This is a genomic window from Empedobacter falsenii (assembly GCF_013488205.1).
GTDB lineage: Bacteria > Bacteroidota > Bacteroidia > Flavobacteriales > Weeksellaceae > Empedobacter > Empedobacter falsenii_C.
This window is the reverse complement of the sequence record NZ_CP040908.1, coordinates 2,033,842-2,052,393: the sequence shown is the minus strand read 5'-3', so window position 1 is coordinate 2,052,393 and position 18,552 is coordinate 2,033,842. Positions and strand designations below refer to the sequence as shown.

The 18,552-nt window shown below is 30.7% G+C and carries 19 protein-coding genes; 9 read left to right on the top strand and 10 right to left on the bottom strand.

Going from position 1 to position 18,552, the window contains the following annotated elements:
- Nucleotides 1-2: 2 nt before the first annotated feature.
- Both FH779_RS09590 and FH779_RS09585 read right to left on the bottom strand, forming a co-directional pair.
- Entirely contained in the window at nt 3-2,273 is a 2,271-nt protein-coding gene (locus tag FH779_RS09590) for a sensor histidine kinase (protein ID WP_180904501.1), read from the bottom strand.
- 122 nt (nt 2,274-2,395) lie between these two features.
- Complete coding sequence (locus FH779_RS09585) at nt 2,396-2,989, bottom strand: hypothetical protein (RefSeq protein WP_180904500.1); 594 nt, start codon at nt 2,987-2,989, stop codon at nt 2,396-2,398.
- Nucleotides 2,990-3,071: 82 nt separating this feature from the next.
- Here FH779_RS09585 and FH779_RS09580 point away from each other — a divergent pair, with 82 nt between their 5' ends.
- Nucleotides 3,072-3,239, top strand: a complete 168-nt coding sequence (locus tag FH779_RS09580) for a hypothetical protein (RefSeq protein WP_180904499.1) — start codon at nt 3,072-3,074, stop codon at nt 3,237-3,239.
- Between the two features lie 45 nt (nt 3,240-3,284).
- On the opposite strand, the gene FH779_RS09575 is transcribed toward FH779_RS09580, so the two are convergent.
- The 6 genes from FH779_RS09575 to FH779_RS09550 all read right to left on the bottom strand — a co-directional run bounded on the left by FH779_RS09575 (nt 3,285) and on the right by FH779_RS09550 (nt 7,498).
- Entirely contained in the window at nt 3,285-3,845 is a 561-nt protein-coding gene (locus FH779_RS09575) for a hypothetical protein (RefSeq protein ID WP_180904498.1), read from the bottom strand.
- Nucleotides 3,842-3,967 (bottom strand): hypothetical protein, encoded by a 126-nt coding sequence (locus FH779_RS09570; protein WP_244958057.1) that lies wholly within the window; start codon nt 3,965-3,967, stop codon nt 3,842-3,844. The genes FH779_RS09575 and FH779_RS09570 overlap by 4 nt, the downstream gene beginning before the upstream one ends.
- Before the next feature lie 44 nt (nt 3,968-4,011).
- Nucleotides 4,012-4,692: an NAD-dependent epimerase/dehydratase family protein gene (locus tag FH779_RS09565; RefSeq protein ID WP_180904497.1), complete on the bottom strand. Its 681-nt coding sequence runs from the start codon at nt 4,690-4,692 to the stop codon at nt 4,012-4,014.
- Nucleotides 4,693-4,695: 3 nt separating this feature from the next.
- Entirely contained in the window at nt 4,696-5,574 is an 879-nt protein-coding gene (locus FH779_RS09560; protein WP_180904496.1) for a flavin reductase family protein, read from the bottom strand.
- 9 nt (nt 5,575-5,583) lie between these two features.
- The gene (locus FH779_RS09555) at nt 5,584-6,552 is read right to left on the bottom strand and encodes a fumarylacetoacetate hydrolase family protein (RefSeq protein WP_180904495.1); all 969 of its coding nucleotides are present in this window, start codon (nt 6,550-6,552) and stop codon (nt 5,584-5,586) included.
- Between the two features lie 304 nt (nt 6,553-6,856).
- Nucleotides 6,857-7,498, bottom strand: coding sequence for a DUF6266 family protein (locus FH779_RS09550; protein ID WP_180904494.1), 642 nt, complete (start codon nt 7,496-7,498; stop codon nt 6,857-6,859).
- A gap of 481 nt (nt 7,499-7,979) precedes the next feature.
- Between FH779_RS09550 and FH779_RS09545 the strand changes: the two genes are divergently transcribed.
- From FH779_RS09545 to FH779_RS09515, 7 genes are all read left to right on the top strand, one after another.
- Complete coding sequence (locus tag FH779_RS09545; RefSeq protein WP_180904493.1) at nt 7,980-8,828, top strand: hypothetical protein; 849 nt, start codon at nt 7,980-7,982, stop codon at nt 8,826-8,828.
- Between the two features lie 142 nt (nt 8,829-8,970).
- Nucleotides 8,971-9,684, top strand: coding sequence for a hypothetical protein (locus tag FH779_RS09540; RefSeq protein WP_180904492.1), 714 nt, complete (start codon nt 8,971-8,973; stop codon nt 9,682-9,684).
- Nucleotides 9,685-9,873: 189 nt separating this feature from the next.
- Nucleotides 9,874-10,392, top strand: coding sequence for a hypothetical protein (locus FH779_RS09535; protein ID WP_180904491.1), 519 nt, complete (start codon nt 9,874-9,876; stop codon nt 10,390-10,392).
- Between the two features lie 183 nt (nt 10,393-10,575).
- Entirely contained in the window at nt 10,576-10,719 is a 144-nt protein-coding gene (locus FH779_RS09530; protein WP_180904490.1) for a hypothetical protein, read from the top strand.
- 151 nt (nt 10,720-10,870) lie between these two features.
- Nucleotides 10,871-11,374: a hypothetical protein gene (locus tag FH779_RS09525; protein ID WP_180904489.1), complete on the top strand. Its 504-nt coding sequence runs from the start codon at nt 10,871-10,873 to the stop codon at nt 11,372-11,374.
- 43 nt (nt 11,375-11,417) lie between these two features.
- On the top strand, nt 11,418-12,014 hold the full coding sequence (locus tag FH779_RS09520; protein WP_180904488.1) for a hypothetical protein: 597 nt from the start codon (nt 11,418-11,420) through the stop codon (nt 12,012-12,014).
- 82 nt (nt 12,015-12,096) lie between these two features.
- Complete coding sequence (locus tag FH779_RS09515) at nt 12,097-12,885, top strand: hypothetical protein (RefSeq protein ID WP_180904487.1); 789 nt, start codon at nt 12,097-12,099, stop codon at nt 12,883-12,885.
- Nucleotides 12,886-12,980: 95 nt separating this feature from the next.
- Here FH779_RS09515 and FH779_RS09510 read toward each other — a convergent pair whose 3' ends face one another.
- Entirely contained in the window at nt 12,981-14,030 is a 1,050-nt protein-coding gene (locus tag FH779_RS09510; RefSeq protein WP_180904486.1) for a phytase, read from the bottom strand.
- A gap of 6 nt (nt 14,031-14,036) precedes the next feature.
- Nucleotides 14,037-16,835 (bottom strand): TonB-dependent receptor, encoded by a 2,799-nt coding sequence (locus FH779_RS09505; RefSeq protein ID WP_180904485.1) that lies wholly within the window; start codon nt 16,833-16,835, stop codon nt 14,037-14,039.
- Nucleotides 16,836-17,016: 181 nt separating this feature from the next.
- Here FH779_RS09505 and FH779_RS09500 point away from each other — a divergent pair, with 181 nt between their 5' ends.
- Nucleotides 17,017-18,546: a SulP family inorganic anion transporter gene (locus tag FH779_RS09500; RefSeq protein WP_180904484.1), complete on the top strand. Its 1,530-nt coding sequence runs from the start codon at nt 17,017-17,019 to the stop codon at nt 18,544-18,546.
- Nucleotides 18,547-18,552 lie beyond the last annotated feature (6 nt).

The window sequence follows — 18,552 nt, the reverse complement described above, 5'->3', positions numbered from 1 at the left end:
AGTTATATTTTAGGAAATTGGAACTCTATACTTGTTCCTAAATCGATTTCTGAATGTATATTTAATTGTCCTTTTAAAAATTGGACACGCGACTGAATATTATGTAAACCTGCTGATTGCGTTAGTTTTGTATTATTCATATCAAAACCTTTCCCGTCATCTTCTACAGTGACAGAATAATTGTTTTCATCTTCAACAAATTGAATGATAATTTGTGTTGCATGTGCATGTTTAATGGCATTATTTACTAATTCTTGAATGATACGATAGACCAATAATTGATGCTCTTTGTCAAGTGAATTCGTATAGCTCAAAAATTGAACATCAATATCCAATTGTTCATTCGACATTCGGATTGCATATTCTTTTAAGGCTTCTTCCAAACCATATTTCAACAACAAATCTGGCATTAAATTATGAGCTACGCGACGTAATTCATCAACAGCTCCATCTAATTGTTGAATAGATTTTGCCATGTCCTTTTTAGAATGATCGTCAATTTTATCGTTTAAATGAGTGAGCTGAATTTTTGTTCCAGAAAGTAAACCGCCCAAACCATCGTGTAAATCACGTGCAAGACGAGCTCGTTCTTGTTCTTCACCATTAAGAAGAGCCGTTAAAGTGGATATTTTAGAATTTTGACGTTCTTGTTCGATTTCCAACTTGTATAATTCTTCACGTTGCTTTAGATGTTTGTTACGTTGTTTTAAAGCATAAAGCAATAATCCAAGTAAAGCAATAAAGAAGATGATAGAGAAAATGTAATATTTGTTTAATTTATTCTTGAAATTAAGTTCGGTGATATAATTAACCAATTCATCTTTTCTATTTTTATTTTCGAGTTTAGAAAGCCTTAAATTTTGTTCAGAAATCGTTAATTCTTGAGAACGTTTATCAGATTCTAATCTGGTTAATTTTAATTGCTTACGTTGAAATTCTTCACTTAATCTAGAATTTTCTAATTCTTGTTCTTGTTGAATTCCTAATGAATGCATCAGTTGAATTTGTTGTTCTTTTTTCTCGGCTTCTAATTGCAAACGAATCATTTGTTGTTGTTGACGTTCTTTATCAAACTGAGCTTCCAAACGTTTACTGATTTGCGCTTGCTCGTTATCATAAATTTCTTTGTAAGTGGAAGTGTACAATTTATAATAACGCAAGGCTTCTTTGTAATTTCCTTCACGATCTTCAATATCAGATAAACTCAAATACAGCGAAAGTAGAATATTCTTGTCTGGAATTGTATTTTCATGAACTTTTATAAGCGAATTAAGTAAATAGTTTTTTGCAGTAGAAACTTCATTATTTTGCAAAGATAATTCTGCTAAAATACCATTGGCGGCGGCAACGTGATCGGATTGATTATTTTGTTCTCCAATCTCTTTTGCCAAATAAGCATATTTGATAACTTTTCCTTGATAGTTTTTGGGATAAAATTGAAGATATAAATTGGCTAGATTAATAGCTACAAACGACAAGTCTGTTGCGGTAGCCATTTCATTTTTGTTTTTATAATACGTATTTATGGCGTTAGTATAATATTTTTCGGCTAAATCTCGTACTAAAATATTTTTCTCGTTTTGCATAAATTTTTGCTCATACATGTATCCAATCGACATATAAGAAGCAAAAATTAAATTAGGATTATTTTGTTTAAGTGCTACTTCTAGAGCAAGTTTGCTGTATTTTTCTTGTAATTCATAATCATCCCATCTCGAATAAATTCCAGTCAATTCGTTATAAATAGAACTCATTCGTGTAAGAACAGTTGGCGTAACAGTAGCTTTATCTAGAAATTTAAGACCATCAATAAAGTTTTTTACAGCCTTAGAGTCTTCATTGTTTCTTAAATTCAACCATCCTTCGCAATATTTAACATATCCTTTTGTTGAATAATCAGTTGTGCGTCCGCTGTAATAAATTGCTTTTTGCAAATTATAATTTGTTGCACTCAAATTATCATCAATACGATTATTCATTGCAGAAACAGCATGTAAATATGCAGCATATTTTCCGTCACTCAGTTTTTCGGCGCTAGAAATATTTTGTTTCAAAACAGCGAAAGCTTTTTCTTTTTGATTATTAAACAATAAAGCTTGCGCATATTTTCCTGTTATTTCGTATCGTTCAATAGAATTAGGAGCTGTTTTATTATATTGATTCTCAAAATTAATCAGTACTTCTTGTGCATTAGAAATTCCACTAATAGCAAATAAAATGATGACTATAAGTTGGAAAAAATGAATTTTTAAAGCACTGTTACTTTTTAACATATTGTGATGTTGAGTTTATTTGAGCTAATATAATGTCTTTTGTAGAATCAAAGAAACTAAAACAATCCGCAGACTGTTTTAGTTTACACATAAGTTGAGGTAGGTTGAGGTATAGGTTATTGTTATTTCTTAAAATTAATATGAATGTTAAAGAATTCACCCTTTTGAAGAATTCCGTCTAAATTTCGATCAATAATTAAAGCAATATGTACTTGATCGTTGTCGTAAATATTCCAATCCATTTCAGCGTCGTATTGATAGACACCTTTTAATGTCCATTTGTAGATATCCCAATTTCCTGATGTTCCAATTTTATCCACACGTTTTTCATTATTTGAAACATAATATAAATATTGATGTCCATCATACGATAAAAACGGATAATATATGACTTGGTTTTTCTCTGCAGCAAAACCACTACCAGATTCAAAATATGGAATGCTTTCTATTTTTATTCCTTCTTGAAAATTAACATCAGCCGAACTATCAGTTACTAATGCTTGTGCAGCATAAAACAGATTTTTCTTCTCTTGATAAGGTTTATTTAGATATTCAATACTAAATTCTTCAGGACGAAGCGTAATTATTTGATCAGCTTCATTAATAGTATATGTTTTATTTCCTTGTTTTATTATAAGATTGTTAGTTGTATATTCTTGTGCATTTCCAAAAGAAGCCAAAAGACTACAAACCATTAGAACCATTATTTTTTTCATCTACTTTTCTATTTTGATAGTGCTAAATTATCTCGAAAATTCTTCAAAAAACTCACTATAATTATTGAATTTACTAGATTAAATGGTAAATGAAAGTAATAACGAATTTAGTTTAACTAATGGTACAAGAATAACAACTGTGTACAAATATCAAAAAGTAGATGAAAATACGCTGGAGCTGATAGAATATCGTGATAAAAATAATGATGGAAAAGAAGATAAAGTCTTAAATTATTATGAACGTAAATAACGCAAAAAGACAACTTAATTAGTTGTCTTTTTATTAAAAATTATTTCAATTCTGCGAGAAAACAATATAATTCCCTGCTAATTTATCTTTGTCAATATCAAACAAATGCAATTCAATTTCTTGTTGAATTTTCTTTAAATCTTTAATTGGTATTAATATCGAAGTCTGAAAAATAACTTCTGGTAATTGAGAATCTTCTAAATAATCAATGAAAACTAAATCTCCAACATCTAAATCATTTTCATTTTTAATTTTCTGAATTGCAAAATCTAATTTTGAATACTTCATAGAAGAATATTTTGTTTGATATAAACCAAAATCTCGATTATAACTAATTGTTTTATTATTTATAATAATATTCTCTTTTCCATAAATATTCCACAGAAAATATCGAATAATAAAATAGAAAATAAGGAAGCTGATTATAGAAATTGGAACAATGAAATTTTGTGGATCCGAATCAATTATTGTGATTAAACTAATCGGAATTGAAATCATCAATAAAATGCAAAAGAACAAAAAGAATTTTCTCCTTTTAGAAGGATTAATTTCTAAAGTGACGTACAAGTTAATGTTATCTTTTGCTATTTTATATTGATTTATCATCTATTCAATTCTTTTATCCTTGCTTTGTTTCTTCCGTCCAAAAGTGACGCAACAGCCCAAATTGCTGCGGGCAACCATCCAATTAAGGTGATTTGTAAGATTAAGCAAATAACGCCTTGTATTATTTTTCCTCTTAAAATGAATGATAACCAAGGTAGGAGTACGGCTAATATGATCTTTGTGTTGTATTTATTGAATTAATTATTTCGTTGTAATGTAAAATTGAAACTTTATTTGATGTTGAATGCAAATCATTTTCAATAAGTGATTGTGCAACTTTTTCAGCTTCAATTGATTTATATTTAGATAGGCTTCCTCGCAAAAAGAAATTAATTAAAGGAAAAACTTTTGCACTTATATTCTCAGCCAAACGATATTCCGCTCGATTACCAATTAACAAAGATGGACGATATAAGAATAATTGTTTGATAGTATTCTTTTGCAAAGTTTTTTCGGCTTCGCCTTTCATTTTTAAATAAAAATTAGACGAGTTCGCATTTGCACCAACTGCCGAAATATAATGAAACTTAGTTAATCCTTTTTGATTCCCAAGCTTTGCAAATTGATTCGGAATATCGACTTCAATTTTATGATAAGCATCTAAATCAGGCGTCTTTTTTCGAGTTGTTCCCAAGCACGAAAAAATAGAATCTATTTGCTCAATTTCATCTAAATTAATTTCTGAATTGAAATCAGTTACGATTTCAATTAAATTTGGATCATTGATTTGTTGAGGTTTTCGAACAATTGTGACAATAGTAGAATAATCAGGATGATTGAATAACTTTTTTAAGAGAAGAGAACCAATTAAACCTGAGCTTCCTAAAACCAATGCAGTTTTACTCATTGTCTAAATTTTCATTAACAACCAATACCACGCACCATTTACATCACCTTGTTCCAAAAGTTTTGCTGCAACTTGATGACGTACTTCTGCAGATTTAAATTTCTGAATATCTAATCGTTCTGTCAATTGCTCTTTGAAATTACGAATCATTTCATTAGTTGGTAATTTTTCCACATTTCCTAATTGACCTAAATTGTTACTAGTTAAATAATTAGAATGCTTTACTTCATCTGGAAGTTGATCTATTCCCAAACCAATTGTACGCGTAGGTTTTTCGACTTCGAAGATAGATTCTGGAATAACTCGGCAATAATAATCGCCTCCCATGCGAGCAACTAAATCCAAATCATAAGGCGAAACTTTATCATTTTCATCCAATAAATCCTCTTGCACATGCATGCGCACAATTTCAGCAATCACCAAATTAGCTGCACCTGGTTGATCTGTAACAGAAATTACTTCACGCACTTTACATTCAAACTGAATCGGAGATTCTGCTACACGAGGCGGTTTTACCAACTCTGAAGGTAATTCTGTAAAGCCAGCTTTTACAAATTCATTTACACCTTTTGGATATTCCACACTTGCTAACGATTGTTGCTGAACCATGTTATAATTGACAATATTAATCACACATTCTGGGTGTTCCCAAATGTTTTCTAATGTATGTTTTGTCGATCCATCTCTCATTTTTCGAAGTGGTGAAAACACGCAAATAGGTGGATTTTGTCCCATCATATTGAAGAATGAAAATGGACTCAAATTCACATTCCCATCTTTATCTACCGTACTTGCAAAGCAAATAGGGCGTGGAGAAATGGCGTGTTTGAAAATGTCATCAAATTGACTTGTATTTGGCTCAAAAGATTTTGTATGTTGCATAAGTTGAGTTTATTGGGTATAAAGATGAACAGAATTTACTAATTTTCCTAATCCTGTAACAGACATTTCGATGGTATCATTTGGTTGTAACCATTGTTCTTGATAAGCTGGATTCTGACGTTTCCCAGTGCCATTCAATTCAAGAAAACAACCTGTACCAACAGTTCCAGATCCTATAATATCGCCAGGATAAAGTTTTACACCGTACGAAATACGTTCAATAATTTCCGCGAAAGTCCAATGCATATCTTTGAAATTTCCACGAGAAACTTCGATATTATTAACAGAACAAGACATTTCTAAATCATAGCAATTTCCAATATGTCCTTCTTTAGGCTCAACTTTATATTTTTCGATTTCGGTTGGAGTGACTAGATATGGACCAAACATAGAAGCAAAGTCTTTTCCTTTTGCTGGACCAAGATTCAGTTTCATTTCTTCCATTTGTAATGCACGTGCACTCAAATCATTTAAAACCATAAAACCACCAATATATTCGTCCGCATTTTCTGCTTTGATATTGATGCCTTCTTTTTTGATGACAATAGCCACCTCAAGTTCAAAATCCATTCGATCGAAATGTTTTTCCATTGCATAAACTTTTCCTAGACCTTGAATAGCTTGATGATTAGAAAAATAAAATACAGGAAATTGATCAAACTCAGGAATCATATCCAAACCTCTGTTTAAGCGAGAAGTTTCTACATGTTGTCGAAATGCATACGCATCTCTAAAACTTGCTGGATGAGGTATTGGTGCTAAAATTTGTGGTTCTTTTACCACCGTATTTTTATATTCACCACGTGAAATTTCGTGTGTAATCTGTTGACAGATTAATAGTGAAAACTCGTCATCTGCTAAGATTTCGATTAGAGTAGAAGGTAAGTTGTGATTAATTTTTGTCAAATCATAGATAGCATCTTGCCAAACAAGACCTACTTTTTCTTGCTGATTTTCTAAGAAAGTAACGAATTTCATTATTTGTTGTTTGAAATGTGAAGATACGAAGATGATTTTAATGTTGAGGTAATTTGTATCATTAAAGATTTTAAAAATCATACGGGCTAAAATATTTTTAACGTTATCCGTTGTGCATTTTGATAATTTTAGCAATTAAACCGTCAATTCGAGTGAAATTCTTTTAGAATTTTGTATCGAGAATAAGGTTTTAGAAGATAAAATTCTATTTTCGATACAATTTTTCTTCATTCTTCTACGTCGTTAATTAAAGTATTGTACCGAAAAATCACTCCAATCAACAAACTGCATTTCATGACTATCCTTATACAACTGTATGCTCGCCAAGGTAGATACTGGTACTCGCCATCGCCTTTGTTTCACTATTCAGAAACGCCCAAAAGTTAACCTTTTTGCCATTGTAATAGGTTGGTAAAGCAATATCTATAATCATAGAATTACGATTCTCAATATTTTGAAATACTTCAAACGAATTTAGTTCTTCACAATAGCAAATAACATTCACAAGATCCGAAGGCTGCGCATTGCCTTGCCCAGAATTATCTTCCCAATTCATTTGGAAAGTATCCCCACCAGCCGTATCTATCGTAGGTTGCAAAAAGCCAACCAGATCACCTTTTGATACCAACACACGCTCCAACACAATAACAGGCAAATCATTCACCATGTCCAATGCATTGCTCAGCGTATAAGACGTCGCAATGTTGTAGCGCGATTTTAACCCAACTCTATTCCCAAAATACAGATTAAGAACTGGACGAATTGGTTGCAAGAAACCAATCACTTTCTTGAATTTGATCTGCTGCATCAATTGCAAATCAGTAGGTCGCTTTTTCGATTTTTTTGGTAAACTGCGAATAATGTCTTTGCCACGCCAATTAACGCCTACTACAGTTCCCACTTTTCCTGAGAATCCACCAAGGATTCCTTTTTTAATTTCTGCCATAATTGCAAGTTTTTATTGTTAATATTCATAAAGTTAGCAACAGAAACAACACGATTTACAAAAACGCCATTTTGTGTCCACATTTGTCCGCTTCTGTCCACATTTGTCCACTTTTGTCCGGTTGCTTTTTATTCAATAATAGTATTGTAGCAAAATAAAAACCTCGCTAAACCTCTATTCATCATAGGTAGATAAGATTCGTGTTTTTGGTCGATTTTTAGCTTGTTCGACCATCATTCGACCATTGTTCGACAAATCTTCGGAAAAACGGCATTCTCGTCGAAGAACGGTCGAAGAAAACACGAATGAAAGTGGGAGGAAATTTGGGATATTTTAATTTCACAACAAAGGGTTTGATTGTGATTTTTTTGTAAATTAGTTTTACATTTTACGAAATGTAGACATAGGGATATTTCACGAAACTATACTATATTTTACTTCGTAAAAACAACATTAGTTACAACATAAAACAACCGCACGAATGAAACGAGTTATCTATTTTTTGTCACTATTAATTTGTATAAAAACGTATAGTCAAAATACTGAAAAATTAACTAAACCTATTATTGAAGAGGGAAAGCGACTTTATAAATCGGAAATGTCATCATGGCATGGAACTGATTTATTTTTGTCTAAGTATCAAAATAGAGATAATATAGGTGGTTATTTTTCCTATACTCAAAATGATGAAAATATTAACGTTTTTTTCTCAAAATCTGAAACTCCAAAAATTATTGGAACAATCAAATTTGATGATACTTTTAATTTAGAAAAAGCAAATATTGATTTAACTGAAAGATATTTAACACAAGGAGAAAGTGAAATTTATTTGCTTAGAAATAAAGCATTAAATATCATTCAAAATGATACGATTTTCAAAACTTATCAAAATACAAATTTGAATTTAATACCATTGATTGATAAAAAAGAAAATAAAGTATACGTATTAACTGGACCTTCAGTGAATGGTGTTATTATCTTTGGTAATGATTATCTTTTAACATTTGACAAAAAAAACAACTTAAAATCAGCTAAAGCTCTTCACAAAAATATAATTCCAATCAATTACAAAAAAGGTGATGAAGTTGAAATGACTATGCATTCTCATTTGCCAGATACAGGAGATTTTATTACTGCAACAGATATCTGTACGCTAATGTTATATGGAAAAGCAACTGGCTGGAAACAACACAACGTGATTTCAAAAAATTACATGAGTATTTGGAATATTAACACAGACAATCTATTTGTTTTGACTATGGATGCTGTAAAAAAAATTAATGAATATCAAGAAAAACGAATAAAAGAACGAGAAAAAAGTCCTAATTAAAATGGCTGCATCTAAAATTGTCTTAGCAAAATGCGGAATTATAGGTATAATAGAAAGATTTGTAATATTTACACGCCGCTGCTTTTGAGATTTTACAATTTTGTATGTAGTTTATAATACTTTTTCTCTTAACAACAATTTTATGCGAACAATTCATGAAATAGAACTCTTAAAAGAGATATATGATAACCCTTATCCGTTTATTGGACAAAGAAATTTTAATCTTTTATATTGTTTTATGTGGAATAACTTTGAAAAGAATATTGAGGAGAAAAATTTTGAAAATAAGGACTTTGCAAAAATGCCGAGCTTTAGAGAGTTTGTAGAGAATAAGACTTCGATTAAACTTGCGTTAAGCGAAAATTGGACTTGGGCATTAGGTTTTGGTGTGGAAGATGAAAAAGAACTTTTTTTGAAATTTTATTCATTGCTATTTGAGTATGAAAAAGCATATCCGATTGAATATTCTACTATCGTTGAGAAGGATAAAGTGATTTTGGATATTGATCAAATAAAAGCAATAAGCGAACGACCTGAATTGTTTTGTATCCGTGGAGTTTCGAGTATTCGAGCTTATATAGATGGTGCTATATTTTTTAAAGAAAGGGCAAAGCAAATTTTGACCGAAGAAGAAAAGAAAATATTGGCTTTTATTAATTCATATAAATCACAAATAATTTCGGGAAACAATTTTGAAACTTGGGATAGAGTTCTTCTAAGAAAAAGAATGAATATAAATGAATTTACTTGTGGTAATTATCCAAATTCTTGGGTTATGAGTAGATTTTTTAAAATTTTAGAAGAAGAAACGCAACTAAAATTAAAAAGTTGGGATGAAATAAAAAATCACAGTTAATATGTGTACAAGAGAAAAAATTGAGCTAATTACGTAGTGTTGTTTTTTATATAGTATTTTTCTTATTTTAGAGAATCTGAAAAAGCATCGGCTTGGCTTGGTCTGAACTTTTAGTTTTTTGAAAGCCTGTATTTAGTCAATACTTTTTCCGTTGTACTCAATTTTATATCAATACTCTTACTCTACAAAATGGAAAGAATTAACAGACAGATTTATAATTCTAGAAGATTATTCTCAATAAATGACGAAATTATTAATTGGGATTTAAAAAAGCGTCACGGAATGCAAAAATGGATGGGGCATGACAGATATGGATTCATTGAGCTTAATATTTATGAATTAGAAAATTATAAAAATGAAGTAAATAAAGATTTTTCTTCTTATACTTCAAATATAGATTGGAATGTAGATGAAAGAATTTTCCCAAAAGAACTTTATCAAATTCATATTGAAGAACTAAAAGTATATGCTGATTTTATTAGTTCTTATATGTCTGCTTTAAAGGGAGATGACTTAGATTTTATTTTTGAAATTACATTTGCGGGTTTTCATGTTATTGATAGCTATAGAAAACATACTTATGGAAAAGCATTGATTGAAGCAATTGTTAGTTGTTTCGATGAAGAAAGTTTTAATATAGGAAAAAAACATAAAGAAAATTATCATTCCAATGAAGAAGTAAAATACAGAATATCCCAGTTCAAATAAAAACTGCGTAAACATTTACATTATATTAATAAAATATGGGATTTAAAGTACAATAGAAAAAGTAGAAATATTTAGTCATCGCTATTTATATTGTTTTTTTCTTTAAATTAGTGTAAATGAAAGAGTATTGACTAAATCTTATGAATACTTTTTTAAACATCTACAACCTTAAAAAATGCGTCAATGAAACATGTATTTTATCTTTCTTCGATTTTATTTACGATTTTTTCTTGTTATAAAAATACTACTGAGAATGAAATTCTACGCACAACATCTGATACTATTTTATCTTTCTTCGATTTTATTTACGATTTTTTCTTGTTATAAAAATACTACTGAGAATGAAATTCTACGCACAACATCTGATACTATTTTTATTTTCTAAGACAAAAAATTAGGTAGTAAGCAATCTATTTATAACGATAATAACAAGAATAGTGTTGATTATAAGAAGGTTTCTTATTTTAATTATAATTATTTGAATGATGATACTTATAACTTTTCTTACAATAAATTGAAAGAGGAAGGTGCTACATTTCAATCTCAAAAACCTATTTTGGAGATAAAGAATTGGATTCAACTTCATAGGTACAAAAACGACTATTATGTATATAAATCGTGTGATTTTCTTAATCATCAAATTGCAATAAATGACTCGGCTTTAGTTAATTGGACGATGGAAGGACCTTTTGCAAATAAAATTGTATCACAAAAGAAAGTAGATTCAAACAAATATGAATTTGAGTTGAAGGGTTCTGAGGATTGGAAGATTAAGATTTACCTTATTGATGAGAATAAAAAAATAGCCATTTTTGAGGAAACTTATATGAATGAAAAACCTACATATTCGCTTATGACTGATGCGGATACGATGAATCAATTTCCAATAATCGTAAACAATTGCGAACATCATAAACAATCAGAATTAGATTTTGACACGATTAATTATTTAGAATTGTTGAAGAAGAATGGTTATAAATGATAGTTTGTAGTCATTTTCTTTTTACAATAATATCCTAAGCTATATGAAAACTATATTAATCACAATTGCTCTTTTTTTGATGTCAAATTTTTTGTTTGGTCAGACTATAGAATCTGGAGAATACGAATTTGGATTTAAATTAGCATTTGACCAAAAAACAAAAAAGCTAACTGGTTATTTTGAAGATTACACAGGTTGGAATGAAAAAACAAGCAGGCCTAATTTTTCATATATATTTTACATAGAAGGGCAGGTTACAAATAACAAATTTGTTGTATTGACATATTATCCTGAAGATAAAAAAGAAGATGCAATAAAGGGAGAAATAGAAATTATTGGAGAGAAAGCAATAAGAATTAAGCTTTCTAGTGAACATGGAGGTTGCTGGAATGTTCAACATTTTGCCGATGAGCCTGTCTTGTTTAATATGATGAAAAAAACTGAATGGAAGCAAATAAAATATGTGGTGACAGATAAAACCTATTTTTATTCGGAGAAATTAGAAAATAAAAAACTGAAAGCTTATTTAGTTAAAAATGACTTTGTGAGCATTGATAGGATAGAAGGCAATTGGGCTTATTGTACATTTTACGGAAATAGAATAACGAAAGGTTGGATAAAAACGACGGATTTGAATTAAGTTATCAATCAAATCAACAATATTATACTGATTTGTTTAAGTATTTTGTTTAATTTAGATAATCAGAAACTTTCCAAATTCTATGCAAAAGATTTTTACAATATTTTTCTCCGCTTTATCAATTTCACTATTAAGTCAAGAGTATTTAAACAAAACTGAAAAATATGATTTAGAATTATTTAATTACTTGGATAGTATAACTGTAAATAATAAAATTGCAATTGAAACTTATCTAGAGTTTTCTAAACCTTTTTCTAAATGGGATATAAGACCAATTAAATATGAAAAGATATGGGCTTTAGAATCAATTAGAACGTCAAGTGAAGTTACAAATTTCTTTTGGGGTGGTTTTTCACAACGATATGGATTAACAGAATTTGAAGCAAGAGATAAACCGAATCAATTCTTAAGACAGGGACAAACTGATGAAAATTCAAATATTACATTTTTGAATGACAATATCAATAAATTTAAAACATTAGTATCATTAATTGGAAAAAGTAAAAATCAATTATTTCTAAATCAAAATACATTACAAAGAATTGATAACATTTTTAAAGAAAATGATTCTTATTGGTCATTTATAATACCAGACAAATCACCTTTTCCGATTTCAACAAAAGTTAAAATTGAAAAGAAATATAATTTTGATTCTCTTCAAAAACAAATTTTAGAAAAGATGATTGAGATTAATATCTATTCAATTGTAAAAACTGAAAATGGAATTTTCTTTTTAATAGATGGATTTACGGATAATTCTTATGGTTTTTATTTTTCCAAAACAAAAAATATTGAAATGAATAGTCATCTTTTTGAAATAATGATTTCAAAAAAAATAGATGATGAATTCTTTTATTACATCGCAAATTAAGATAATAGATAGCATCATTTTATCAAAACATGTGATTACATAAAACCAAAAAATCCGAGTCAACAACTCGGATTTTTTTATGTTTAAATGTCTAATTATTTCGCTTGTTTATCAATTTCGTTTTGAATGATTTGCCAATCATAAACTTGAAATGTTTTACCGTTACTCATGGCAACAAAGAAACCTTTTGGGAATTTAGTTCCAAAATTGAAGTTAATTGCATCAGCTCCGTCACATTCGATAGTAGAAACTGGGATTTTAGCAATCAATTTGTGTTCATTCGGATTTGAAGCTTCACCTTGTCGTTTGTATACATTAAAATAATTTGCTTGTTGGTCCGAAATTAAGATATAGCCATCTGTTGCATTGGTTTTATAAATTGCAATTCCTTCGTGGTCGCGTTTAAAATCTTTTTGCCCAAAAAATGCAATTTCTTCGTTTCCTTTTTCTGGATCAGCATAATATTTTCTAATTCCTGCTGTTTCGTCAGCGTAATAAATAAAGCCTAATTCTTCATCAACAGCAATGGCTTCAATCTCTTTATTACCCGAATAATTTCCAAATTTGCGTACTAAAGTTGCTTCTATTTTTCCGTTCTTGTTTTCTAATGCATATTGATGTAGGTATTCGCCACTTACACCGTCTTTACGACCAACGATTGCATAAAACTTGTTGTTTTTGCTTTTGTAGAGCGCAATTCCCATTGGGTCTCGTAATGTTTCGTCTTTGAAAACTTCGACTCCGCCATTGTCAATCAATTTAAAATCTGGAAGCGAAACAATTCTAATTTTATTGTTTGCACGTTCGGTAAGCACTGCAATGTCAATGTTTTTTCCATTCAGAGGAAAACCGTACATTACATCTACATTATTTGGACGATTAAGTGGAACGATTTGGTTCACGATTTTACCATTCAAATCATAGGCATATAAACCGCCCGTCTCTTCTTGTTTGTCTGTTCCAATAATAAGTGATTTTTCTGGATTCTGATAATTGATCCAAATTGCAGGATCATCAGTATCATTTGGTGTTTGCTGTGTTGTAACAGTTGGTTTTACTGCATTTGTAGGAATTGGAGCCAGTTTAGAGGATTCACAAGAAAATAGAATAGTGAAGAGTGATAATGTGATGAATATTTTTTTCATAATTGTTTAGAAATCAAACTTTAGACCTAAAGTAAAACGTGGTTGATAATATTCGAGTTGCATTGTTTGACTCGAAACTCCTTGGTAGTAACGTAAAGGTTGATTTGTTAAATTGTTTGCTTCTGCAAAAATTCGTAATTGCTTCGAGAATTTATACGACGCATTTGCATCTAAAAATAATTGTTTGTCATAGTAACTATCCTCGAAAGCATTTCCACCAATCTCGTCTAAATAAGCGGCAGTATAATTAACCGAAACACGTGCAGAAAACTTTTTGTTCTCGAATGCTAACGAACCATTGAACATGTGTGGAGCTGTTTTAGGTAAATCAAGATCTTTTCTCAAATCACCATCTTCATTGGTAATTCCTTTCGCTTTTGAATCGGTGTATGTATAGTTAAGATAAATTCCCAAATGTTTGAAAAATTCGCCTGGAATAAAATCTAATTGACGCTGAAATGCTACCTCAAATCCGAAAACATTCACGTGATCTCCATTTCTAGCTTGTGTCATTTTCCAATTTTCTCCAGCAGGAACTGGGTTTGCTATGTCAGGAAAAAGCGTTTGGAAATCATTTGTTGTAAATGTATTGTTTTTGTAGGTATAGATGAAATCGTTTAATTTTTTGTAGAAAAATCCTCCCGAAACAATTCCGATATTTTCGAAATAGTTTTCAACCATCAAATCATAATTCATGGCATAGGTCGCTTTCAGATTTGGGTTACCTGCAAAAAGCTCTGCATCTTCTTTCAAAACACTTACAAAAGGCGCTAAACTGTAATAATTTGGTCGTGCAATACTTGTTGTGAAAGCTGCTCTCAGAATAAAATCATTTGTAAATTTATGTTTCAAAGAAAGACTTGGTAAAACATTGGTATAATCGTTTTTGTGCTTGATTTCTCCAATTAAATCTTCTTCATCTTGTACATAATTCCCTGTATAATCTATCGAAGTATTTTCGATACGAACACCAACTATTAAAGATGTTTTAGATGATAAATCTTGATCCCAACGAATATATCCTGCCGAAATATATTCTTTCGCTTTATAGTTAGAGGCTAGATATTTAGAAGGCTCTAAGTTAGATTTGAATAGATTTGTATTGTTTAAATCTAAATTTCCTAATTGATGATTTGAATAGAAATATCCAGCTTGATATTTTTTACCAGCATTGAAACGATTGCTTGACCAATTTACAGGATTTTGAGTACTCAAATTTCCCATTCCATCTATGCTTTCGTACGAATAGAAAATATTTTCGCGCTCTTTGTCTTTCAATCGAAGGCGACCACCAAAACGTAAACGTCCTTTCTGATTTGGGATAACACTTAAGGGAACTCTGAAATTAAGCTTTGCACCAAATTCTGTTTCATCTGTATAATTGTGCTGTTCTGATAACGAACTAACTTTGAATTTGGTCAAATCTTCTGCAGAAGTTGTTGTTACATTTGGATATTTTGCATCAGATAAATCTTCATTAAACGTAACACCTTTTGCACGATAATCAATGTAGCGCTCATTTGGTCTGTCTTCGCTCGCTTTTGAGTAAGAAACAGCCCAATCCATATCCATTTTTGGTGATAATAAATGCTCTCCTCGTAACGAAACATTGTAAACACGTTGATCTTCTAAACGCGTATTTTTATTGCGGTTATTATCAATTCCACCTTTTGTTTGGCGACGTATATTTCCTTTGTAAGTTCCTGTTTTTTCATCAAATTCTAAATCGCGATAAGTTACTCTATAACGATTTTCTCGGTCGTCACGCCAATTGTAAATAGCAGAAAGATCAATTCTATTGTTTTCATTAAACTTATAATCTGCCGAAAAAGACGCACTTCTTCTTACGCGTTGAATGTCATATTTACGAATCTGAAATTGTGACAAATAGGTTTTATTTTCATCTTTGTCCCAAACTGCTTCGATATTATCCGAACCAAAATTTTGAACCTGATAACTTCCTGAAACAACCACACCTAATTTCTTGTCAAAGAATCTATTTCCATATAAAAAAGCTGAATTGTACAAGCCTTTTTCGCGAATTGGTGCATAACCACCAGAAGCCGTTATAGAAATACGCTCTTTGTTTGGAACAGCACGCGTAATCAAATTTACAGCTCCACCAATTGCGTCTGCATCCATATCTGGTGTCAAAGTTTTGTTCACTTCGATAGATGAAATCATTTCCGCAGGAATCAAATCCATTTGTACATTTCGGTTATCACCTTCGGCAGATGGAATACGATCTCCATTTAACATGACCGAATTTAATTCAGGCGATAAACCTCTAATGATAATGTTTCTGGCTTCACCTTGATCGTTTTGCATTGTAACTCCAGTCACACGTTTTAACGCATCTCCGATGTTAGAATCTGGAAAACGACCAACTTGATCTGAAGAAATAATATTGGTAATATTTCCGTTATTTTTTTGTTGATTCAATGCTTTTGCTTGCCCTTTTAAATAATCTCCAACTATAACAACTTCATTTAGTTCATTGTAACCTGCGTTTAGAGAAAAATCAATAACGGCTGTTTTATTTTCGGTAACTTCTATTTGTTTTGAAATGGTTTCGTATCCCAAATAATCAATATAAATGGTATAAATACCAGGCGTAAGATTTAGAAATTGATAATTACCATTTTGGTCAGATACAGTATATTTATTGGAATTCTCGATGCGAATTGTAGCTCCTGGTAACGAAAATTGATCGTTAGAATCTATAACTTTTCCTGAGATAACGCCGCTTTGAGCCAAAACGAATGGACCTAGAATGAATAAGGAGAGTTTTAAAAGATGTTTCATTAGAAATTAAATTTCGTCAAAATACACTTGCTATATATCTTAATTGTTAAATATTTATTAAGAAATATTTAACAATTATAAAATTACTTCAATGATTAGTATGTAATTTGATATTTAATCTAGCTTTTTACTAATTTTAGATGCGTAGTAATTGTTACTTTTGCATGAAATAAAACTTCTGATGTCGATTGCTGAATATTTAAAATTCAATCAAAAAATAAATTATAAAAACGAAATATTAGCCGGCTTAACTGTTGCTATGACAATGATTCCTGAATCGCTTTCGTTTGCAATTTTAGCTGGTTTATCACCTTTAATAGGTTTATATGGTGCATTTATCATGGGAATTGTAACGGCGGTTTTTGGAGGAAGACCAGCGATGGTTGCGGGTGGAGCAGGTGCTACCGTTATCACTTTAATCGCGTTGAATGCTACGTATGGTGAGCAATATATTTTTGCTGCGGTTGCTTTAGCAGGAGTTTTCCAGATAGTAGTTGGTGTTTTCAAATTAGGAAGATTTGTTCGTTTAATTCCTCAACCTGTTATGTATGGCTTTCTAAATGGTTTGGCGGTTGTTATTTTTATGTCACAAATAGAACAATTCAAATCAACTACGAATGGAATAACGAGTTGGTTGAGTGGTACACCTTTTTATACGATGGCTGGATTGACGCTAATTACAGTTCTGATAGTTTATTTCTTTCCGAAATTAACGAAAATTATTCCAGCTTCTTTGGTTGCAATTCTTGTGACTTTTCTATTGGTAATCGGATTTCATATTGATACAAAGACTGTTGGTGATATTGCGAGTATCAAAGGAGAACTGCCAAGTTTTCATATTCCGAGTGTTCCGTTTACGTTAGAAACCTTGAAAATTATTTTGCCTTATTCGATTATTATGGGTTCGGTTGGGTTAATTGAAACTTTGCTAACGCTTACTTTGGTGGATGAGGTGACTGAAACGAAAGGTTCGTCGAATAAAGAATGTTTGGCGCAAGGTGCTGCAAATATTACAAATGGTTTTTTCGGTGGAATGGGAGGTTGTGCAATGATTGCTCAGACATTTGTTAATTTAGATGCAGGTTCTCGTTCGAGATTAGGACCAGCAATTGGTGCAATTACAATCTTGATTATTATTCTAATTGGTGCTCCAGTGATTGAGAAAATTCCAATGGCAGCACTTGTTGGTGTAATGATGATGGTTGCGATTTCGACTTTTAAATGGGGATTTTTTAAATTAATAACAAAAATGCCAAAATCGGATGTGTTTGTAAGTATTTTGGTGGCGATTATCACGATTGTGTTACATAACCTTGCTTTGGCTGTTTTTGTAGGTGTTATCGTTTCGGCTTTGGTTTTTGCTTGGGATAATGCTAAACGTATTCGAGCACGTAAATTTGTTGATGAAAATGGACGAAAAATATATGAGATTTATGGACCACTTTTCTTTGGTTCGACTTCTACTTTTTTAGAGAAATTTGAAATTAATTCTGATCCAAGAATAATTGTTATAGATTTGAAAGAGAGTAGAATAGTTGATATGAGTGCAATTGAATCTTTACATATTATTACATCTAAATATGCACAACAAGATAAAATTGTAATTTTTCGACATTTGAGTAAAGATTCTATTCGATTATTAGAAAATGCAAAAAGCGTTATTGAGGTAAATATCGAAGAAGATCCAACTTATAATGTGATGCCGAAATAAAAAAGT